This window comes from Arthrobacter luteolus NBRC 107841 (assembly GCF_001552075.1).
Classification (GTDB): domain Bacteria; phylum Actinomycetota; class Actinomycetes; order Actinomycetales; family Micrococcaceae; genus Arthrobacter_B; species Arthrobacter_B luteolus.
In genome coordinates this window covers 37,177-57,519 of record NZ_BCQM01000005.1, presented here as the reverse complement: position 1 = coordinate 57,519, position 20,343 = coordinate 37,177, and the positions used below count along the sequence as shown (strand labels likewise).

Sequence of the window (20,343 nt, the reverse complement as noted above, 5' to 3'; positions counted from 1 at the left end):
TGGCCGGAGCCAGCCCGCCGGATGGGAGGATGGATGCGTGGCTCATCTCGACGTATCCAACATTGACTACTTCCTCTCCGACGGACGGCAGCTGCTCAGTGGTGTCAGCTTCAAGGTCGGTGACGGCCATAAGACGGCATTGATCGGTCCGAACGGCACCGGCAAAACGACCCTGCTGCGGATCATCTCGGACGAGGTCAAGCCCGACGAAGGCACCGTCTCACGCTCCGGGAACATGGGCATCATGCGCCAGTTCGTCGGCCAGGTCCGTGACGGCAGCACCGTCCGGGACCTGCTTGTGTCTGCTGCCCCGCCGGTGCTGGCTGCGGCTGCCCGGGCGGTGGACGACGCGGAACTGGCCATGATGGAGAACGACGACGAACCCACCCAGATGCGTTATGCGCAGGCGGTCGCGGACTGGGGAGACGTGGGCGGGTACGAGCAGGAAACCGTGTGGGACGAGGTGACCATGGCATCCCTGGGGATGCCGTTTGACCGGGCGCAGTACCGCAAGGCCAGCACGCTCTCCGGCGGCGAGCAGAAACGGCTGGTCCTGGAAGCGCTGTTCTCCGGCCCGGACCAGCTGCTGCTGCTGGACGAACCGGACAACTACCTGGACGTCCCGGGCAAGCGCTGGCTCGAAGCGAAACTGGCCGAATCGAAGAAATCGGTATTGTTCGTCAGCCACGACCGGGAACTGCTGGCCAATGCCGCTACCCGGATCGTCACCCTGGAGCCGGGGATCAACGGAGCCTCGGCCTGGATTCACGGCGGCGGGTTCGAAAGCTACGTCCAGGCCCGTGAGGACCGGAACGCCCGGTTCGAGGAGCTGCGCCGGCGCTGGGACGAGGAGCACGTCAAGCTCAAGGAACTCGTCAACATGTACAAGAACAAAGCGGCCTTCCGCTCCGACATGGCCAACCGGTACCACGCGGCCCAGACCCGGCTGGCGAAGTTCTTGGAGGCCGGTCCGCCCGAAGCGCTTCCGATTGAACAGAATGTGCAGATGCGGCTGCGCGGCGGCCGGACCGCCAAACGGGCGGTGGTGGCGCAGAAGCTTGAGCTCACCGGTCTGATGAAACCGTTCAGCACCGAGATCTGGTTCGGCGACCGGGTGGGAGTCCTGGGCTCCAACGGTTCCGGAAAGTCACACTTCCTGCGGCTGCTGGCCCTGGGCGGCAGCGACCCGGATAAGGAACACGAACCTGTCTCCGAGGTGGAAATCGCGCCCGTCCCGCATGAGGGATCGGTAAAGCTCGGCGCGCGGATCCGGCCCGGGTTCTTTGCCCAGACCATGATGCGCCAGGACCTGCTGGGTAAAACCCTTCTGGACATCCTGCACCGCGGTGACGACCACCGGTCCGGGCTGGGACGGGAAGCCGCGGCCGGCGCCCTGGACCGCTACGGCCTGGCTTCGCAGGGCGAGCAGAAGTACGACTCACTCTCCGGAGGGCAGCAGGCGCGGCTGCAGATCCTGCTGCTGGAACTCTCCGGAGCTACGCTGCTGCTGCTGGATGAGCCCACCGACAACCTGGACCTGCACTCTGCCGAGGCGCTTGAGAAAGCCATTGACGCCTTTGAAGGAACGGTCCTGGCGGTAACGCACGACCGCTGGTTTGCCCGCAGTTTCGACCGGTTCCTGGTCTTCGGATCCGACGGCAGGGTCTACGAATCCGATGAGCCGGTCTGGGATGAGAAGCGGGTCCAGCGGGCCCGGTAAGCCCTGCCGCCACAGGAATTTCCCATGGGTGGCACCCGTGTCCGAGAATGGGCACGTGCAAACCAAATCACTGGATCGGGCACTACTGGCCGTTTTCGCCATCTTCGGACTGAACGGCATGATTTTCGCCAGCTGGGCAGCGCGGATTCCCGCTGCCGCTGAATCGCTGGGGATCGGCTCCGCGGGCGTCGGCGTGCTGCTGCTCTTCTCTGCTGTCGGATCGGTCTCCTCCCTGCCCCTGTCCGGGGCAGTGGCCCAGCGGGTCGGCACGGCCAACGCCGTTCGGCTGGGAGGACTGCTGGCGTCTTTCGCCGCCCTGGTGATTGCCGCTGGCCTGGCCTGGACCTCCATCCCGCTGACCGCCGGCGGGCTGCTGATCTTCGGAGCCGGGATCGGCCTCTGGGATGTCGCCATGAACCTCGAGGGGACCGAGGTTGAGCACCGGCTGAACCGGACGGTCATGCCGCAGTTCCATGCGGCGTTCAGCGGCGGCGCGTTTGTTGGGGCGATGATTGGTGCGGTGCTGTCCGCCGCCGGCGTGAGCCTGTCCCTGCACCTGATCGGAATCGTGGTGATCGCCGTCGTCCTGGTGATCCTGGTTCCCCGGGCCTTCCTGCCGGACGCACCGGTGCCGGAACACGGTGAACCTGTGGCCAGACCGTCCGGCTTCGCTGCGTGGAAGGAAGGGCGCACGCTGCTGATCGGCGTCGTCGTCCTGGGGGCCGCACTGACGGAAGGCGCCGCCAACGACTGGGTGGCCAAGGCCACGGTGGATGGGCTGCACGCCTCGGAAACCGCGGGCGCGGTGATGTTCGGTGTTTTCGTTGCCGCCATGACTGCCACCCGCTGGTTTGGCGCCCGTCTGATCGACCGGATGGGCCGGGTACGGGCGCTGCGCCTGTGCATGAGCGCCTCACTGGTGGGACTGGTCCTGTTCGTGGCCGCGCCCAACCTGTGGCTGGCGGGCATCGGCGTCATCCTCTGGGGGATCGGAGCCGCCCTGGGCTTCCCCATGGGTATGTCGGCGGCCGGGGATGACCCCGCGCTTGCCGCCGGACGGGTCTCGGTGGTCTCCACCCTGGGCTATACCGCCTTCTTCGTCGGTCCGCCGGTGCTGGGTTTCCTCGGCGAACTCTGGGGCCTGCGCAATGCCCTGCTGGTGGTCGGTGCCGCGATCCTGCTCTCGATCATCTTCGCCCCCGCCGCTGCCGAGCGCCGCAAGAGCACGCAGACCGCCCAGGATCCTGCCGCGTAACGGGCAAATTCGGACAACTTCCCGGGGAATGGGTACTTGCGGACCAAACCTGTCCGGAATGGGCCTTTTCAGCTGTTGCGGCGCAGTCCTACCCTGTTCGCATGTCTTTTCCCCAAAACCCCCCACGTCCGGAACGCCCGGTTTCCGAGGGCCGGCGGGATCCGCTGATCCAGGCCCGCGGGCTGACCAAGATCTATAAATCCAAGTCGGGGCCGGTGCACGCCCTCGACGGACTCGATATCGGAGTTCCCCAAGGCACCGTCACCGCCCTCCTGGGCCCCAACGGCGCCGGCAAGACAACAGCGGTCAAGGTGCTGACAACCCTGATCCAGCCCAACGCCGGAACCGCCTCCATTGACGGGATCGACGTCGCATCGCGTCCCAAGGAGGTCCGCAGGATCATCGGTGTCTCCGGCCAGTACGCTGCCGTGGACGAGAACCTCACCGGCATCGAGAACCTGCGGATGGTGGGCAAGCTCTACCACCTGCCGACCCAGAAGGCTCGGGCCCGGGCAGCCGAGCTCATTGACCAGTTCGAACTCTCCGACGCCGGCAACCGGCCCGTCAAAGGATATTCCGGAGGTATGCGCCGCCGGCTGGACCTGGCTGGCGCCCTGGTGAACGAGCCCCGCGTCCTGTTCCTGGACGAACCGACCACCGGCCTTGATCCGCGCAGCCGGCTGGCGCTCTGGGATGTCATCAAATCCCTGGTCGCCGGGGGGACCACGCTCCTGCTCACCACCCAGTACCTGGAGGAAGCTGACCAGCTCGCGGACACCGTGGCCGTCATCGACGGCGGCAAGGTCATCGCGGAAGGCACCTCCGACCAGCTCAAGGCCCGGATCGGCGGGCACCGGGTGGCCGTGGCGCTGGTGGAAGGATTCGACGCCGGTGTGGCCAGGGAAGTCCTGGCCCGGTACGGGAACGGCGAAGTGCAGACCGCCACCGACGGCCGGACCCTCGAAGTAGCGGTCACCGAGGGTCCGTCGGCGCTCCAGCAGGTCCTGCGCGACCTTGAGTCCGCGGGAATCGAACTGCACGACGCCGGGATCCGGCGCCCCACCTTGGATGACGTTTTCCTCAAGCTCACCGGGCATGTGGCCGAAGAGGAGAAGGACGACGCCGGGAAAGCGAAGGCCTCACGATGAGCACCGCAGCGCAGACACTCACGTTCCAGCCGAGCCAGGGCGCCACCGCCGGCAGCTGGGCCTCCGACGGCTGGACGGTGACCAAACGGAATCTGATCAAGATCCGCCGGACGCCGGACATGGTGGTGTTCGCCGTCCTGCAGCCGATCATGTTCGTGCTGCTGTTCAGCCAGGTTTACGGCGGTTCCATCCAAGTGGCGGGGACCGACTACACGCAGTACCTGATGGCCGGAATCTTCGCGCAGACCGTGGTGTTCGGCTCCACCTTCTCCGGCTCGGCCATGGCTCAGGACCTGAAGGAAGGGATCATCGACCGCTTCCGCACGCTCCCGATGAGTCCCTCGGCCGTGCTGATCGGCCGGACGAATTCGGACCTGGTGCTGAACAGCATCTCGATGGTGATCATGATGGGGACGGGCCTGCTGGTCGGCTGGCGCGTCAACACCGATTTTTGGAGTTTCCTCGGCGGCGTTGGACTGCTGCTGCTTTTCTCCTACTCGTTCAGCTGGGTGATGGCACTGCTGGGAATGTCCGTGCGGTCTCCGGAAGCGATCAACAACGCGTCCTTCATCATCCTGTTCCCGATCACCTTCATTTCGAATGCCTTTGTGCAGAGCTCCACCCTGCCGGAACCGCTGCGGACCATCGCCGACTGGAATCCCGTCTCGGCCCTGGTCCAGGCCGTGCGGCAGCTCTTCGGCAACCTCGGATCCACGCCGGTTCCGGATACCTGGCCCATGCAGAATCCGATCACCACGGTGCTCATCGGCTCTGCGATCATGCTCGTGGCGTTCGTGCCGCTTGCCGTGCGGAAGTTTGAGGCCGTGAGCTCCCGCTAGGACCCGACCCCGGACGGAAGGACACAGCATGATCGAGGCAGCCGAACTCACCAAGCGCTTTGGCGGCAAGACCGCCGTCGACGGCATCACCTTTTCGGTCCAGCCAGGACAGGTGACCGGGTTTCTTGGACCCAACGGTGCAGGGAAATCGACCACCATGAGGCTGATCGTCGGACTGGACCATCCCACCGCCGGGAGCGTGAGGGTCAACGGGAAACCGTATGCCAGGCACCGGATTCCGCTGCATGAGGTGGGTTCCCTCCTGGAGGCCAAGGCAGCCCACCCCAGGCGCTCTGCCTATAACCATCTGCGGGCGATGGCCGCCACCGAGGGTATTCCTGCCACCCGCGTCAAGGAGGTCATTGAACTCACCGGCCTGGGGCCGGCGGCAAGGAAGCGGGTGGGCGGCTTCTCGCTGGGCATGGGCCAGCGGCTCGGCATTGCGTCGGCTCTGCTGGGGGACCCGCAGACCCTGATCCTGGATGAACCGGTCAACGGCCTGGACCCCGAAGGAGTGAAATGGGTGCGCTACCTGGTACGCGGCCTGGCCGCTGAGGGCCGCACCGTCTTTATCTCCTCCCACCTCATGAGCGAAATGGCTGTTACGGCCGACCACCTGATAGTGATTGGCCGCGGCCGCATACTGGCCGACGCCCCGATAGCTGAGGTCCTTACCGGCAGCAAGCAGGAACGCATCCTGGTGCGCACGGACGACGCCGATGCCCTGACAACCGCCGTCGGCTCGGCGGGCGTGGAAGTGCGCCGGCAGGCAGCGGATGAGTTGGAGATCCTCGGACTCAGCGCCCGCAGCATTGCTGAAGCTGCGTTTGCCCGGGGGATCCTCATCACCGGACTCATCCCGCAGCAGGTGTCCCTGGAAGACGCCTACATGGAGCTGACCGGCGGTGAGGTCGAATACCGCTCGCAGCGGATCAGCCCCGGTGCCGATGCCCTGCCGGCCACGGAAGGGCAGCAGAAATGAGTACAGCAGCAGTTCCGGCACCACGGCAGCCGCGAACCTGGGAAGCTGGCCCGGTCACGTTTGGACGCGTCATGCGCTCCGAATGGATCAAGACCGCCACTGTGCCCTCGACCGTCATCCTTCTGGCGGTGAGTTTCGCGGTGATGGTTGGTCTGGGCGCCCTGGTCGCCTGGGGCACAACGGAGCTGGCCAATGACCCGGCCGCGGGCCCTCCGCAGGGACTCGACTCTTCCCTGCAGAGCCTGGCGTACGATGTTCCCTCTTCCGGCCTGCCCTTTGGCCAGCTGCTGATCGCCGCCCTGGCCGTGGTGCTCATCGGATCGGAATACACCACCGGCATGATCCGCAGCACGATGGTAGCCGTACCCACGCGCACCCCCGCACTGCTGGCCAAAACCCTGGTGATCGCAGTCATCTCCTTCCTCCTCGGCGTCGCGGCGGCTTTCACCACCTATCTGGTGGCCCAGCCAATACTCTCCGGTCCCGGTCTGGACTTCGGCCTGGACGCAGAGTGGGTGTTGCCTTCCATCATCAACACCGGCACCGTGCTGGCGCTCATCGCCGTTATGGGGGTGGCCATCGGCGCGCTGCTGCGCAGTACCGCCGGAGGCGTCGTCACCCTGGTCGGTGCGCTCTTTGTCCTGCCGATTATCGCCGGGCTGCTGACCGGCCTGGCCGACTGGGTGGAAGACGCCGCGCGGTTCCTGCCCAGCAATGCTGCCGCCCAGCTGGTTGCCACGCGAATCCAGCCGGAGGCGTTCAATCAAGTGGAAGGCGGCTTGATCCTTGCCGGGTGGGCTGCGGTGCTGCTGGCCGCCGCCGCCGTCGTCCTCAAAAAGCGGGACGTCTAGGTCTTGGCGTAAACCCGGCCCCGGCCGCTGCAGCATCACATCGGCAGGACAGGAAGTCCGCCGGGTGCGGGCGGGATCAGGGTGGACCCTGAGTCATCCCTAAGGGTGACTCCTGAATACTCCTGAATCATCCCTTGGAACGGTCCGGCCGCGCCTGTACTCGCATAGGGTGGGGGCAGCCCCCAAAAAATCTGTCCGCTCCAACATGAGGATCACTATGATTGAGGCAACCGGCCTCTCCAAGCGCTACGGCAGCAAGACCGCCGTCGATAATGTTTCCTTCACTGTTCAGCCCGGCAAGGTGACCGGATTCCTCGGCCCGAACGGCGCAGGAAAGTCCACGACCATGCGGATGATCGTCGGACTTGACCGGCCCACCGCCGGGACCGTCACCGTCAACGGTGCCCCCTACTCCCGCCACAAGGCACCGCTGCACGAGGTTGGCGCCCTGCTGGACGCCAAGGCCGTGCACACCCGCCGCTCGGCCTACAACCACCTGCGCGCCATGGCGGCGACCCACGGCATTTCCAACAAGCGGGTCAACGAAGTCATTGAACTGACCGGCCTGGATTCGGTCGCCAGGAAGCGCGTTGGCGGCTTCTCACTGGGCATGGGCCAGCGGCTGGGCATCGCCGTAGCCATGCTGGGCGATCCGCAGACCCTGATCCTCGACGAGCCCGTCAACGGACTGGATCCCGAGGGTGTGCTCTGGGTCCGCAACCTCGCCCGCGGCCTCGCTGCGGAAGGACGCACCGTTTTCCTGTCCTCGCACCTGATGAGCGAAATGGCTGTCACGGCCGACCACCTCATTGTGATCGGCCGCGGCCGGATCATCGCCAATGCTCCGATCCAGGACATTATCGACGGCGGCGGACGCCAGCGGACCCGCGTGCGGACGGACAACGCGCAGGAACTGCTGCCCGTCCTGGAGACACAGGGTGCCACGGTCCAGCACGTCGAAGACGGCCTCTTTGAGGTCAGCGGCGCCGACTCACGCACCATCGCCGAAATCGCCCTCGACCGCCGCATCCTGCTGACCGAGCTGACCCCGCTCCAGGTCTCGCTTGAGGACGCGTACATGGAACTGACCCGGGACGACGTCGAGTACAAATCCCACGGATTCTCGCAGGAACCGGCGCGCGCCGGTGTCACCGGGGAAGGAAACTGAGAATGAGCACCACATCTGCACCGGCTCCCTCGCGCCGGGCCGCTCGGCCCGACGGCAGCGGCGTCAACTTTGCCCGGATCCTGCGCTCGGAGTGGATCAAGGTCACCACCGTGCCTTCCACGGTGATCCTGCTGGCAACCACTCTGGTGGTGATGGTGGGCCTCGGCGCGTTCTTCGCCTGGAACGTCATCCTGACCGAAGAACTCCTGGCTGAAGCCGGCCCCGAAATGATGGCCCAAATGGGCGGGGCCGTGGACCTGCAGGCGATGGCCTACAGTGTGCCGACCTCCGGCCTGATGTTCGGGCAGCTGCTCATCGCCTCCCTCGCGGTGGTGCTGATTGCCTCCGAATACAGCACCGGAATGATCCGCTCCACCATGGTCGCCGTTCCGAAGCGGATCCCGGCCCTGCTGGCCAAGGCCCTGGTTATCGCCGTGATCGCGTTCGTGGTCGGTGCCATCTCCGGTTTCCTGAGCTACCTCGTAGGCCAGCCCATCCTGAACAGCTCGGACCTCGGCTTCGGCCTGGACATTGACGGCATGGTCGCCAGCATCATCAACACCGGCACGTTCCTTGCGCTGGTGGCCATCATCGGCACCGCACTCGGGACCCTGCTGCGCAGCACGGCGGGCGGCGTCGTAACCACGATCGGCCTGCTGATGATCCTGCCGATCATCGCGTCGATCTTCAACGTCGAATGGGTCACGGATGCTTCGCGGTTCCTGCCGAGCAACGCGGGCAACCAGCTGGTAGCCCTGGACATTGCCGAAGGCGCACTGAACCAGTGGCAGGGCGGACTCGTCATGGCGGCCTGGGCCGCGGTGCTGCTCCTCGTGGCGCTAATTATCACCAAGAAGCGCGACGTCTAAGTAACACAAGCTTCGGTGAGGGCGGCGGAAGAACGGCCGCTGCCCTCACCGATATCTCCTAAAGAACCCCCGGCAAACCGTTGCCGGGGGTTCTTTGCCGTGGAAACGGCGGCAGGTTATGCCGGCGCACCGGGCTCTGGTTGAATCGGAGCATGTCTGACGCATTGGCTCACGTAAAAGACCTCGGCGCGTATGTCAGCGCCTCACCTTCGAGCTTCCACGCCGCCCGCACCGCCGCGGAGAGGCTTCTCGCCGGAGGCTTCACCGAACTCGCCGAAGACCAGGACTGGCCGGCAGCGCCCGGGCGCTACGTGGTGGTCCGCGACGGAGCGTTTATCGCCTGGATCGTTCCGGAAGACGCGGGAGCGGCCACCGGCTTCAATATCTTTGGCACCCATACCGATTCCCCCACCTTCAAGCTCAAGCCTTCGCCCACCACGGGCCGGTTCGGGTGGCTGCAGGCCGGCGTGGAGGTGTACGGCGGGCCGCTGCTGAACTCCTGGCTGGACCGCGAACTGGAACTGGCCGGCCGGCTGGTCACCTTGGACGGACAGGAGCACCTGGTCTCCACAGGCCCGCTGCTGCGCTTCCCGCAGCTCGCCATCCACCTGGACCGGGCCGTGAACGAAGGCCTGAAGCTGGACAAGCAGCAGCATCTGAACCCGGTCTGGGGCCTGGGCGATCCGTCCGCTGCCGACCTGCTGGGAGTGCTGGCTGCGAAGGCCGGCGTGGACCGGGCGGAGATCGGCGGCTACGACGTCGTTGCCGCGGACACGCAGCCGGCCCGGACCTTCGGTGCTGAAGGTGAGTTCTTCGCCTCGGGACGGCTGGACAATCTTTCCTCGGTGCACGCCGGACTCCGCGCGTTGGAGGCCGCCGCCGCGGCCAAATCCGGTGGTTCAATTGCCGTGCTGGCGGCCTTCGACCACGAGGAGGTGGGCAGCGGCAGCCGTTCCGGTGCCGCCGGGCCGTTCCTCGAAGACGTGCTGGCCCGGATCAGTGCCGGGCTGGGCGCCGGTGCCGTGGAAACCCAGCGCGCCTTCGCGGCGTCGTTCTGTATCTCCGCGGATGCCGGGCATGCGGTCCACCCGAACTATGCCGATCGCCATGATCCGGCTAACAAGCCGGTCCTCAACGGGGGGCCGCTGCTGAAGATCAACGCCAACCAGCGCTACACCACCGATGCGCCGGGTGCTGCTTACTGGGCGGCCCTGTGCCGTGAGGCTGAAGTCCCGTACCAGGAGTTCGTTTCCAACAACTCGATTCCCTGCGGCTCCACCATCGGCCCGCTCACCGCGACCCGGCTGGGAATCCGCACCATCGACGTCGGGATTCCACTGCTCTCCATGCACTCGGCCCGCGAAATGGCGGGTGTGCAGGATCCCTACCTGCTCTCCCGTGCGGCGGAACTGTTCTTCAACCGCTGAATCCGGGGGCCGCCCGGTCTTCGGCAGCTGTCCACAGGTGCCCGCAGGCGTCAAAAACCGGCGTGAAAGTCCGATAGGATAGTGGAGTCTGTGCTGTCGGCCTTGGCTGGCAGGCTTTTGGTGCGCGGCGGAGCTATCCGCCGGGTTCCCGGAGCAAAGACAACGCTAAAGAACCTCCTGTTACGGAAATACCGTGACCGTATAGCCCAAAGGAGGTGGGTTCACAAATGCGTGCTTATGAACTGATGGTAATCATCGACCCCGAGGTCGAAGAGCGTACCGTGGAGCCTTCGCTCGACAAGTTCCTCAACGTTGTCCGCAACGATGGTGGAACCGTCGACAAGGTGGACATCTGGGGCCGTCGCCGCCTGGCCTACGAAATCAAAAAGAAGGCCGAAGGCATCTACGCGGTGGTTAACTTCACCGCCAGCCCTGCAGCGGCTGCTGAACTTGACCGCCAGCTTGGCCTCAATGAGACCATCCTGCGCACCAAGATCATCCGCCCCGAAGACCAGAAGGTTGTTGCCGAGTAATTTCGGCCCATCCTTTACTCGTCAATGAAAGGCCCGCATTCCGGGCCGAGACACCAGGAGGCATAAATGGCAGGCGAGACAACGATCACCGTGGTCGGCAACCTGACGAATGATCCGGAACTCCGGTTCACCCCGTCCGGTTCGGCAGTGGCGAACTTCACCATTGCCTCGACGCCGCGTACCTTCGACCGGCAGTCCAATGAATGGAAAGACGGCGAAACGCTGTTCCTCCGTGCATCGGTCTGGCGTGAAGCTGCGGAAAACGTCGCCGAATCCCTGACAAAGGGCACCCGCGTCGTCTGCCAGGGCCGACTCAAGTCGCGTTCGTACGAGACCAAAGAAGGCGAAAAGCGCACCGTGATGGAGCTTGAGGTCGACGAAATCGGCCCCTCGCTGCGGTACGCATCCGCAAAGGTCACCCGCACCCAGCGCTCCGGCGGTGGCGGCGGCGGCTTTGGCGGCAATGCTGGAAACTCCGGCGGCTTCGGCGGCAACTCCAACTCCGGTTGGGGCGGCCAGCAGCAGCAGTCCGCACCTGCGGAAGATCCCTGGGGTGCGCCTGCGGGCGGCAACTCAGGCGGCTGGGGAGCCGGTCCGGATTCCAACGACCCGCCCTTCTAAGCAACACCCTAAGTGCCGCAAGGCACAACCTCTGACGGCAACCGCCGTCGAGCCCATCCCGTGGAATCAATCCACGGGCTCCACTAGACATAAGGAGCTCCACGATGGCTAAGGCTGAACTTCGCAAGCCCAAACCAAAGTCCAATCCCTTGAAGGCCGCTGACATCACTGTCATCGACTACAAGGACGTAGCATTGCTGCGCAAGTTCATTTCCGACCGCGGAAAGATCCGCGCTCGCCGCGTAACTGGCGTCACCGTGCAGGAACAGCGCAAGATCGCACAGGCAATCAAGAACGCCCGTGAAGTTGCACTCCTGCCTTACTCCGGCGCTGGCCGCGGCTAAAGGAAAGGAACCTAACTCATGGCAAAGCTCATTCTGACCCACGAAGTAACCGGTCTCGGTGCTGCAGGCGACGTTGTTGAGGTAAAGGACGGTTACGCACGTAACTACCTGATCCCCCGCGGCTTCGCCCTGACCTGGACCAAAGGTGGCGAGAAGCAGGTTGAGTCCATCAAGGCTGCCCGCGCTGCCCGCGAGCACGCTTCGCTGGAAGATGCCCAGAAGCAGGCTGCTGCTCTCTCCGCCAAGCCGGTCAAGCTGACCGTCAAGGCCGGCGAGTCCGGACGCCTCTTCGGCACGGTCAAGCCCGCTGACGTTGCCGCTGCCGTTGAAGCTGCCGGCCTCGGCAGCATCGACAAGCGCAAGGTTGAACTGCCGACGCACATCAAGTCGGTTGGTTCCTTCCAGGCCAACGTCCGCCTGCACGACGACGTTGCTGCCGTCATCGACCTTGAGGTCGTTGCCAGCTAGCACCGCCCGTTGCGCACTGCGTGACTAAAAGCGCCCTCCGCCTTCGGCGGGGGGCGCTTTTGCGTGTAGGCGTGAGCCTGCCGGGCCTGGACCCCGGTTTTCCTGTGCCGTCAAGCACATCCATTGCCGGTGATGGAAGCTACGCAGGCTGATTATTCCAAGTAGTTTTCGGAAGCCCACAGGTATGTGGATATCGACTGTGGATAATGGCGCTGCTACGCCCCCTAAAGTGATCTGTCAACCTGAAGGTAGAGGATGAATGTTGAGGAAAATACTTCTCTGTGCACAGGTGTGGACGAGTGTTTTCCCAAGTCAGAGCCATATTTGGGCAGAAAATAAATTGTTATCCACAACCTTATGCCCAACCTGTGCACAAGACACGCCCAGTTATGAACAAGGTATCCACAGTGCCTGTGGATAACTCGTTTGTTGAGGGGGCCTTACGGGGCTACGGTTGCGGTGGACTCCTTCATCGGGGCACCTGCAGAGGTTACGGCGAAGGCACTGGCGGCCCAGCCGGTGTCAGTGCCGTCGGGTAGACAGATAGACAGCCACAACCTCATGCCGCCCGCCCGACGGGGCCCATGGATCTAACGTTTTTGGAAAGGGTGGCCATAGTGTCGCTTGCTCACGCGGATGCCGCTGAATCAACCCGCAATTCGGATTTCGGCCGGACCCCGCCGCAGGACCTGGTGGCCGAGCAGTCTGTTCTCGGCGGCATGATGCTCTCCAAGGACGCTATTGCCGACTGCGTTGAGGTGCTGCGCGGCGTGGACTTCTACCGTCCCGCCCATGAGTCCATCTACGAGGCCATCATCGACCTCTATGGCCGCGGCGAGCCTGCCGATGCGGTGACGATCTCGGATGAGTTGACGAAGCGCGGTGAAATTGGCCGGATCGGTGGTCCCGCCTACCTGCACACGCTCATCCAGTCCGTGCCGACCGCGGCAAACGCCGGGTTCTATGCGGAGATCGTCCGGGAACGTGCGGTGCTGCGCCGGCTGGTGGACGCAGGAACCAAGATTGTCCAGCTGGGCTACTCAAGCGACGGCATGGAAGTCGACGACATCGTCAACGCGGCGCAGGCCGAGGTGTATGCCGTGGCTGAGCGCCGCACGGCGGAGGACTATGTTCCGCTGAAGGACATCATCGAGGGCACGGTGGACGAGATCGAATCCGCCGGGCACCGCGGTGAGGGCATGATCGGTGTCCCTACCGGGTTCTACGAGCTCGACGAACTGACCCAGGGCCTGCACGGCGGCCAGATGATCGTTATAGCTGCCCGCCCGGCCGTGGGTAAATCCACGTTTGCCCTCGACTTTGCCCGGTCCGCGGCAATCAAGAACAACATGACCACCGTGTTCTTCTCCTTGGAAATGGGCCGGAACGAGATTGCCATGCGCCTGCTTTCCGCCGAGGCAACGATCGGGCTGCAGGACCTCCGCAAGGGAACGATCAAGGACGAACAGTGGGGCAAGATCGCCACCACCATGGGCAGGATGAATGATGCCCCGCTGTTCATCGATGACAGCCCCAACATGTCCCTGATGGAAATCCGGGCCAAATGCCGCCGTTTGAAGCAGCGGCACGACCTCAAACTGGTGGTCCTGGACTACCTGCAGCTGATGTCCTCCGGCAAGAAGGTGGAATCGCGCCAGCAGGAAGTCTCCGAGTTCTCCCGAGCCCTGAAGCTGCTGGCCAAGGAACTCGATGTCCCGGTCATCGCCCTGTCCCAGCTGAACCGTGGTTCGGAACAGCGTACGGATAAAAAGCCCATGGTCTCCGACCTCCGCGAATCGGGCTCGATCGAGCAGGACGCGGACATGGTCATCCTGCTGCACCGTGAAGACATTTACGACAAGGAGTCTCCGCGCGCCGGCGAAGCCGACGTGATCGTGGCCAAGCACCGTAACGGCCCCACCAAGACCATCGTGGTGGGCTTCCAGGGCCATTACTCCCGGTTCTCCAACATGGCGGTCGAGGGCGGCTCCGGCTTCTAGCCGTTTCTTCCCGCCGAACCCCCGATCTTCCTCAACCCGCCGTCTTTCAGGAGCAACACCGTGCCCAAGTCCAAACCGCGCAAGAAGGCCGCCGCCAAGAAGAGCCAGGCCCGCCGCAGCGCCCACGAAACCAACAGGATCCTGGGTGATGCGGAAACCTTCGTCAGCGACGAGGGCGAGGAACTGCTGAGCTCCCGCGGCTGGATCAGCGAGCGTAACCAGCCCGGCGGGGCGGACCAGGGGGACGCCTGGTACTGGATGCCTTCCCAGCTTCCCGCCTACCTCGAAGAGGGGGAGCCGGTGCCCACTTCCGTGTTCCCGGCTCAGACCGGATTTATCAGTCAGCTCGCCACTCCGGACGGCTCCGTTCCGCCCGAGGCGCAGCGGGAGTATGGCTCGCTGGAGGAGCTGGCGGCGGACTTGGAACGCCTTGAGTCCTACCGGGTGCCCGACGGTGCGTGGACGGTTCTGGGCGGAGGCCCCGGCCCGGATGAAACGCCCGGAGAACTCATTGACACCATCGCTGAGGAATGGGAACTCATTGCCGAGCTGATCCATTTTCCGTACAGCGACAGCGGGGAACGTTCCTTCGAGGCCGTGGCCAGCGCTGCCCGGGAAGGCCGTCTCACCGGCTACGCCTACCAATCCGTCCTGGCGGGCCGCGGAGCAGCCACTCTGCCGTAGGCCTGCCTGGCCTGCCTTTCCCGCGGAGCCTGAGCCGGTGGCCCTGAGCCGGGCCCCGAGCCGGTGGCCCTGAGCGCGGGCACGGGACGAGCGGGGGCCGACCCGTGTTGCACCCAGCCCGGCCCGGAATTAGTATCGACGCATGCTGCTTTCCTGACACCAACTGCCCGCGCCCGAGGCCCCACTGCCAGCCTTGGCGGAATCCGCACCTGTCGGATCCGCCCGCCTGGCCAACCTGTGGATCCTGCCCGGCGGGCTTCCGTATTTGGACGTCAGGACCTTCGTTGGCTGATCAGCACCTTCCCATAGCATCTCCCGGACCAGTTGCCGGACCGGTCACCGCCGGAAACATCCGCCACCTCCGGTTGGCCGCCGTATCCCTCAGCTATCCGGACAGGCGGCTGCTGAGGGATGTGTCAGTGACCGTCTCACCCGGCCAGCGCACCGGTCTGATCGGCGAAAACGGAGCCGGTAAATCCACGCTTCTCCGGATAGCCGCCGGCCTGATTACCCCGGACAGCGGGTCGGTGCACCGCCCGGAATCCACCGGTTTCCTGCGGCAAGAGATGGCATCCACCCCCGCACTGTCCGTGGACCAGGTGCTGGAGGCCGCCGTCGCACCGGTCCGTTCCCTTGGACCGCAGCTGACCGGTCTGGCGGAACGCCTCGGATCGGAAGCCGGCGATCCGGCCGTTGCTGACGCCTATGACCGTGTCCTGCAGGAGGCGGACAGCTCCGGCCTATGGTCGCTGGACGCCCGGATCGCCGCCGTGATGAACGGGCTGGGACTGGGAGCAGTGCCGCGCAGCCGCCCCCTGGACGCCCTATCCGGCGGCCAGCGGCGGCGGCTGTCCCTCGCCGCGCTCCTGCTGGAACGCCCCTTCGCCCTCCTCCTTGATGAGCCCACCAACCACCTCGACGACGGCGCCCTGGACTTCCTGTCCGCCGAACTCGCCGGCTGGCCGGGACCGGTCCTGATGGCCAGCCACGACCGCTGGTTCCTGGACACCGTTGCCACGGACCTGGTGGACCTGGACCCCGGGTCGGGGCCCGAAGGTTACGGCGGGCCGACCGTGCAGGGCATCCGCTATACCGGCGGGTACTCCGGCTACCTGCGGGCCAGGGCCGGGGTGCGCAGCCGCTGGGAGGAAGCCTGGCGGGCACAGGAGGCGGAGCGGCAGCGCCTGCAGCAGATAGCCGATGTGGACGGGCGCAACGTCTTCCACACCACGGCGCCGAAGACTGAAGTCCGCGGAGCCCGGAAATTCTACAGCGACAAGGCGGCCAAGACCGTGGGCGGCAGGGTCCAGGCCGCCCGGCGGGGCCTGGCCGAACTGGAACGCTCCGCGGTTCCCGCTCCGCAGCCGCCGCTGCGTTTCCGTGGAATACCCGGAACACCCGGAACACCCGGAACCTTCGGTGTGAGCGGCATGCCGAACGTGAGCGGATCACCCGGGAGCCCGTCGTTGGAGACGGCAGCGGAGGAGATTGTCCTCCTCGCCCAAGCAGGGGTGCCGGGTCGGCTGCCTCCACAGACCCTGGTGCTCCGGGCCGGTGACCGCCTGCTGGTGGAAGGCCCCAACGGGGCAGGGAAATCGACGCTGCTGGGGCTGCTCGCCGGGACTCTGGCCCCCGCCGCCGGCCGGGTGGTCCGCGCCGGCGGACTGACGGTGGGCCTGCTGAGCCAGGAAGACCGCTGGCCGGACCTGGACGTCACCGCCGGTGACGCGTACCGGTCACGGCTGGCGGAACCCGGCCAGGCGCCGTCGCTGGATGAGCTTGGCCTGCTCCATCCGGGGGTGGACGGGCTGCGGCTGGCTGATCTCTCGCCGGGCCAGCGCCGGCGGGTGGCGCTGGCGGCGCTGGTGGCCGAACCACCGCAGCTGCTGCTGCTGGACGAGCCGACCAATCATCTCTCGCTCGCCCTCGCGGAGGAACTGGAAGAGGCCATTACCGCGTATCCGGGAACGGTGATCCTGGCCAGCCATGACCACTGGCTGCGGCAGCGCTGGACCGGCTCCCGGCTCAGCCTGGCGGCTCCGGACCCGCAGGCAGCTTAGTCCCCGGGCCCCGGGGCCGCGGTCTTGTCCCGGCTGGACGCCAGCTGCCAGGGGACACTGGCCACCATGATTCCCGGCTCGAAGTGCAGCCGGGTCTTGATCCGCAGCGCGGTCTGGTTGTGCACCAGCTGTTCCCACCAGCGGCCGACCACGTATTCGGGGATGTACACCACAAAAAGTTCCCGCGGTGAACTGCGGCGGGCCTCACGCAGGTAGGCCAGGACGGGGGACACGGTTTCGCGGTAGGGGGAGGAGAGGACCGTCAGTGGAACGGGGATGCGCAGCCGCTCCCAGTCATCCACGGTCTTCTGCGTTTCCTCGGGATCCAGGTCCACGATGATCGCGTTCAGGCTGGAGGGGCGGGACGCACGGGCGTAGGCGAGGGCGCGGAGGACCGGCTTGTGGACCTTGGACACCAGAATGACGGCGTTGACCCGGCTGGGCAGGGCCAGAACCTCGGGATCGTCCTCCACCCGCAGCTCCTCCGCCACGGACTGGTAGTGGATCCGGATGCTGTTCATCACGGCGTAGAGGAATGCCATGGCCAACAGGGCGATCCACGCCCCGTGCTCGAACTTGGTGATCACCACGATCACCAGCACCACCGACGTCATGCCGAAACCGCAGGCGTTGATCACCCGCGAACGCCGCATCCGGCGGCGCGCCTCCTTGTTCCGTTCGGTCCGCAGCTTCCTGGTCCAGTGCCGGATCATGCCGAGCTGGCTGGCCGTGAAGGAGACAAAAACGCCCACGATGTAGAGCTGGATCAGGCGGGTGACGTCCGCGTTGAACGCCAGGATGAGCACCAGAGCGGCCAGGCCCAGGGCGATGATGCCGTTGCTGAAGGCCAGGCGGTCGCCGCGGGTGCGCATCTGCCGGGGCAGGTAGCCGTCGCGGGCCAGTACCGAGGCCAGGATGGGGAATCCGTTGAACGCGGTGTTGGACGCAAACACCAGGATCAATCCGGTAGCGACCACCACAATGTAGAAGAGCAGGGAGCCGTCCCCAAAAACGGTCTCCGCGAGTTGGCTGATGACCGGGTGCTGGAGGTAGTCCTGCACGGGCGCACCGTTCAGGAGCAGCTGCGTGGCGGGGTTCTGGACGAAATGGACCTTGGTCAGGGTAGCCAGGGTGAGGATCCCGGCCAGCATCAGCGCCGCCAGCCCACCCAGGAGAAGCAGGGTGGTGGCAGCGTTGGTGCTCTTCGGTTTCCGGAAGGTGGGAACCCCGTTGCTGATGGCTTCCACGCCGGTCAGTGCAGCGGCGCCGGAGGAGAACGCCCGAAGCAGCAGGAAAGCGCCGGCGAGTCCGGTCAGGCCGGCGTCGAGCCCCGCCTCGGGAACCAGATCGAAGGCTGCCGAAGGAGCTTGGGCAAGGGTGCCCGTAGCGGCTTGGAAGAGGCCGGCGGCGCACATGCCCAGAACGGAGGCCAGGAACAGGTAGGTGGGAAAGGCAAAAATCTTCCCCGCTTCCTTGACCCCGCGGAGGTTCACCAGCATCAGGATGACGACGCCGGCTGCGGCGAGCAGTCCCTGCCGGCCGTGAAGCGCTGGAATAACGGTTACCAGGTACTGCGAGGCAGAGGACATGGAGACGGCAACGGTGAGGACATAGTCCACAAGCAGTGCCGACCCGACGGTCAGTCCTGCACGCCGACCCAGGTTTTCGCTGGCGATTTCATAGTCGCCGCCCCCGGAGGGATAGGCGTGGACGTTCTGCCGGTAGGAGGCCACCACCGTCAGCAGGACCACGATGACGGCGAGCCCAACCCAGGGGGAGACTGTAACGGCTGCTACCCCTGCCAGGGCCAGGGTGAGGAGGATTTCGTCCGGCGCATAGGCTGCCGAGGAAAGCGCGTCCGAGGCATAAACCGGCAAGGCGACCCGCTTTCGCAGCAGGGTATGCGATAGCCGCTCATTGCCGTACGGACGCCCCACCAGAATGCGCTTGAGCGCATTGAAGAATGTGAGCACGAGGACAAACCCTAGACCCGTTACAGAACCAAGTCCAGACGGTCACGAACCGGGCCTATCCGGGCCAGCATCCAGGTCTCAAACGGCGCTCAGGCCGCACAGTTCGGCTCTGGCAGCCGCTGCACATCCACGTCGATTGTGTCAGGGCCGCTGAGCTGAAGAAATCATGAACCCGGATGTGAAAATTCCGATGGGATGGTGCCCGCGAATCCCACTCAGGGGCGGCCGGGACCGTGAGCGCGCGCACAAAAACATTCCGTTCGAACAACCCTGAATAGCGTTAAAACGGCCCTGTGGCAAAGTGCACAATTGGCCCCTGGATCGGCATGAATAAGCGGAAGTGGAGTGTGGTAACGGTTGATTTCCGAAGGTCTCGATTTGGTATCGATTCGAACTCGTCTTAGCTTGGATATGTACCCAATACGGGACTACGTCGGATCCAAGAGAGTCCGCTGAGGCTGATCCGGCCGGCCAGCACCCCACATGAGATGGTGTGGCCGACAAATTGCAAGGTGCCCCGCGCCACCAGACGTCGCCGCGGTGGGAGCACCTAAACCTGAACTCTAGTAGTCGGGGTAGGCGACGGCGTTATGAAGCCCGGGGACGGGCGGAACGCATGGTGGGCCCTCAGGAGCAGATACAGCTGATGAAGAACTCTAAGATTACCCGTTACGTTCGCCGTGGACTTGCTGCCGCTGTTGTGGCTGGCGCAGGCCTCACCTTTGCTGGGCCCGGTGCCCAGGCGGCCGATGCGAGTACTTGGGATGCCCTGGCGCAGTGCGAGAGCGGCGGCAACTGGAACACGAACACCGGCAACGGTTTCTCCGGCGGCCTGCAGTTCACGCCTTCCACCTGGGCAGCCTACGGTGGAACCGGCAGCCCCGAAAACGCTTCCCGCGAGCAGCAGATCGCTGTTGCTGAAAAGGTCCTGGCAGGCCAGGGCTGGGGCGCATGGCCTGCATGCTCCGCCAAGCTGGGTCTTTCCGGCGGCGCTACCGGGGTTACCTCCGCAGCCCCCGAGGTAACCACCCAGAGCCAGTACGTGGCTCCGGAGCAGACCGTTCCGGCCGCTCCGGTTGAGACCTACACCCCGGTTGAGACCTACGTTCCGGAAACCCCGGTGCAGGAAGTTGCTCCGGCACCGACCTACACTGAGCCGGCCCCGGTCGCTGCCGCACCTGTCGAGGTTCCCGCATCCTCGCTGGCCCCGGCTGCACCCGTGCAGGCTCCGGCCGTGAGCGGTGACACCTACACCATCCAGGCTGGCGACACCCTGTCCTCCATCGCCGACAAGCTCGGCATCGCAGGCGGCTGGCAGGCCCTGTACGCTGCCAACGCCGGCACGATCGTCCACCCGGACCTCATCTTCACCGGCGAGGTCCTGCAGCTCCCCGCATAAGA

The 20,343-nt window shown here is 65.2% G+C and carries 18 protein-coding genes; 17 read left to right on the top strand and 1 reads right to left on the bottom strand.

The annotated features are described in order from the left end of the window. Window positions 1–37: 37 nt before the first annotated feature. From AL3_RS10505 to AL3_RS10430, 16 genes are all read left to right on the top strand, one after another. Window positions 38–1,720, top strand: a complete 1,683-nt coding sequence (locus AL3_RS10505) for an ABC-F family ATP-binding cassette domain-containing protein (protein WP_066300387.1) — start codon at window positions 38–40, stop codon at window positions 1,718–1,720. A gap of 55 nt (window positions 1,721–1,775) precedes the next feature. Further along, window positions 1,776–2,975 carry an MFS transporter gene (locus AL3_RS10500; RefSeq protein ID WP_343031027.1) on the top strand — a complete coding sequence of 400 codons (1,200 nt, stop codon included), beginning with the start codon at window positions 1,776–1,778 and terminating at the stop codon, window positions 2,973–2,975. 101 nt (window positions 2,976–3,076) lie between these two features. After that, window positions 3,077–4,123 carry an ATP-binding cassette domain-containing protein gene (locus tag AL3_RS10495; protein ID WP_083521668.1) on the top strand — a complete coding sequence of 349 codons (1,047 nt, stop codon included), beginning with the start codon at window positions 3,077–3,079 and terminating at the stop codon, window positions 4,121–4,123. Further along, on the top strand, window positions 4,120–4,962 hold the full coding sequence (locus tag AL3_RS10490; RefSeq protein ID WP_066300381.1) for an ABC transporter permease: 843 nt from the start codon (window positions 4,120–4,122) through the stop codon (window positions 4,960–4,962). Before AL3_RS10495 ends, AL3_RS10490 begins: the two co-directional genes overlap by 4 nt. Before the next feature lie 28 nt (window positions 4,963–4,990). Continuing rightward, complete coding sequence (locus AL3_RS10485; protein WP_066300380.1) at window positions 4,991–5,944, top strand: ABC transporter ATP-binding protein; 954 nt, start codon at window positions 4,991–4,993, stop codon at window positions 5,942–5,944. Between the two features lie 71 nt (window positions 5,945–6,015). Then, on the top strand, window positions 6,016–6,795 hold the full coding sequence (locus tag AL3_RS10480; RefSeq protein WP_161599328.1) for an ABC transporter permease subunit: 780 nt from the start codon (window positions 6,016–6,018) through the stop codon (window positions 6,793–6,795). 217 nt (window positions 6,796–7,012) lie between these two features. Continuing rightward, window positions 7,013–7,963 (top strand): ABC transporter ATP-binding protein, encoded by a 951-nt coding sequence (locus tag AL3_RS10475; RefSeq protein WP_066300378.1) that lies wholly within the window; start codon window positions 7,013–7,015, stop codon window positions 7,961–7,963. A 2-nt stretch (window positions 7,964–7,965) separates the two neighbouring features. Next, complete coding sequence (locus AL3_RS10470) at window positions 7,966–8,832, top strand: ABC transporter permease (RefSeq protein WP_066300371.1); 867 nt, start codon at window positions 7,966–7,968, stop codon at window positions 8,830–8,832. Between the two features lie 152 nt (window positions 8,833–8,984). After that, the gene (locus AL3_RS10465) at window positions 8,985–10,259 is read left to right on the top strand and encodes a M18 family aminopeptidase (protein ID WP_066300369.1); all 1,275 of its coding nucleotides are present in this window, start codon (window positions 8,985–8,987) and stop codon (window positions 10,257–10,259) included. A 227-nt stretch (window positions 10,260–10,486) separates the two neighbouring features. Then, window positions 10,487–10,792 carry a 30S ribosomal protein S6 gene (gene rpsF / locus AL3_RS10460; RefSeq protein WP_066300367.1) on the top strand — a complete coding sequence of 102 codons (306 nt, stop codon included), beginning with the start codon at window positions 10,487–10,489 and terminating at the stop codon, window positions 10,790–10,792. A 66-nt stretch (window positions 10,793–10,858) separates the two neighbouring features. Next, entirely contained in the window at window positions 10,859–11,413 is a 555-nt protein-coding gene (locus AL3_RS10455; RefSeq protein WP_066300362.1) for a single-stranded DNA-binding protein, read from the top strand. Window positions 11,414–11,517: 104 nt separating this feature from the next. Then, a complete protein-coding gene (gene rpsR / locus AL3_RS10450; RefSeq protein ID WP_003800144.1) occupies window positions 11,518–11,757 on the top strand; it encodes a 30S ribosomal protein S18 in 240 nt (79 codons plus the stop codon). An 18-nt stretch (window positions 11,758–11,775) separates the two neighbouring features. Further along, complete coding sequence (rplI, locus tag AL3_RS10445) at window positions 11,776–12,225, top strand: 50S ribosomal protein L9 (protein WP_066300360.1); 450 nt, start codon at window positions 11,776–11,778, stop codon at window positions 12,223–12,225. A 617-nt stretch (window positions 12,226–12,842) separates the two neighbouring features. Beyond that, the gene (gene dnaB / locus AL3_RS10440) at window positions 12,843–14,225 is read left to right on the top strand and encodes a replicative DNA helicase (protein WP_066300357.1); all 1,383 of its coding nucleotides are present in this window, start codon (window positions 12,843–12,845) and stop codon (window positions 14,223–14,225) included. Between the two features lie 60 nt (window positions 14,226–14,285). After that, window positions 14,286–14,909, top strand: coding sequence for a hypothetical protein (locus AL3_RS10435; protein ID WP_066300355.1), 624 nt, complete (start codon window positions 14,286–14,288; stop codon window positions 14,907–14,909). 284 nt (window positions 14,910–15,193) lie between these two features. Next, window positions 15,194–16,969, top strand: coding sequence for an ATP-binding cassette domain-containing protein (locus tag AL3_RS10430; protein WP_370665263.1), 1,776 nt, complete (start codon window positions 15,194–15,196; stop codon window positions 16,967–16,969). Here the strand turns inward: AL3_RS10430 and AL3_RS10425 are convergent. Then, a complete protein-coding gene (locus AL3_RS10425) occupies window positions 16,966–18,942 on the bottom strand; it encodes an APC family permease (RefSeq protein WP_066300353.1) in 1,977 nt (658 codons plus the stop codon). The two genes, AL3_RS10430 and AL3_RS10425, sit on opposite strands and share 4 nt — an antisense overlap. Window positions 18,943–19,588: 646 nt before the next feature. Between AL3_RS10425 and AL3_RS10420 the strand changes: the two genes are divergently transcribed. Continuing rightward, complete coding sequence (locus AL3_RS10420) at window positions 19,589–20,341, top strand: transglycosylase family protein (protein WP_083521686.1); 753 nt, start codon at window positions 19,589–19,591, stop codon at window positions 20,339–20,341. Window positions 20,342–20,343: the final 2 nt, after the last annotated feature.

Coding starts and splice junctions, on each gene's coding strand:
- AL3_RS10495 (WP_083521668.1), top strand. CDS start 3,077: ATGTCTTTTCCCCAAAACCCCCCACGTCCGGAACGCCCGGTTTCCGAG.
- AL3_RS10490 (WP_066300381.1), top strand. CDS start 4,120: ATGAGCACCGCAGCGCAGACACTCACGTTCCAGCCGAGCCAGGGCGCC.
- AL3_RS10485 (WP_066300380.1), top strand. CDS start 4,991: ATGATCGAGGCAGCCGAACTCACCAAGCGCTTTGGCGGCAAGACCGCC.
- AL3_RS10480 (WP_161599328.1), top strand. CDS start 6,016: ATGCGCTCCGAATGGATCAAGACCGCCACTGTGCCCTCGACCGTCATC.
- AL3_RS10475 (WP_066300378.1), top strand. CDS start 7,013: ATGATTGAGGCAACCGGCCTCTCCAAGCGCTACGGCAGCAAGACCGCC.
- AL3_RS10470 (WP_066300371.1), top strand. CDS start 7,966: ATGAGCACCACATCTGCACCGGCTCCCTCGCGCCGGGCCGCTCGGCCC.
- AL3_RS10465 (WP_066300369.1), top strand. CDS start 8,985: ATGTCTGACGCATTGGCTCACGTAAAAGACCTCGGCGCGTATGTCAGC.
- rpsF (WP_066300367.1), top strand. CDS start 10,487: ATGCGTGCTTATGAACTGATGGTAATCATCGACCCCGAGGTCGAAGAG.
- AL3_RS10455 (WP_066300362.1), top strand. CDS start 10,859: ATGGCAGGCGAGACAACGATCACCGTGGTCGGCAACCTGACGAATGAT.
- rpsR (WP_003800144.1), top strand. CDS start 11,518: ATGGCTAAGGCTGAACTTCGCAAGCCCAAACCAAAGTCCAATCCCTTG.
- rplI (WP_066300360.1), top strand. CDS start 11,776: ATGGCAAAGCTCATTCTGACCCACGAAGTAACCGGTCTCGGTGCTGCA.
- AL3_RS10420 (WP_083521686.1), top strand. CDS start 19,589: ATGAAGAACTCTAAGATTACCCGTTACGTTCGCCGTGGACTTGCTGCC.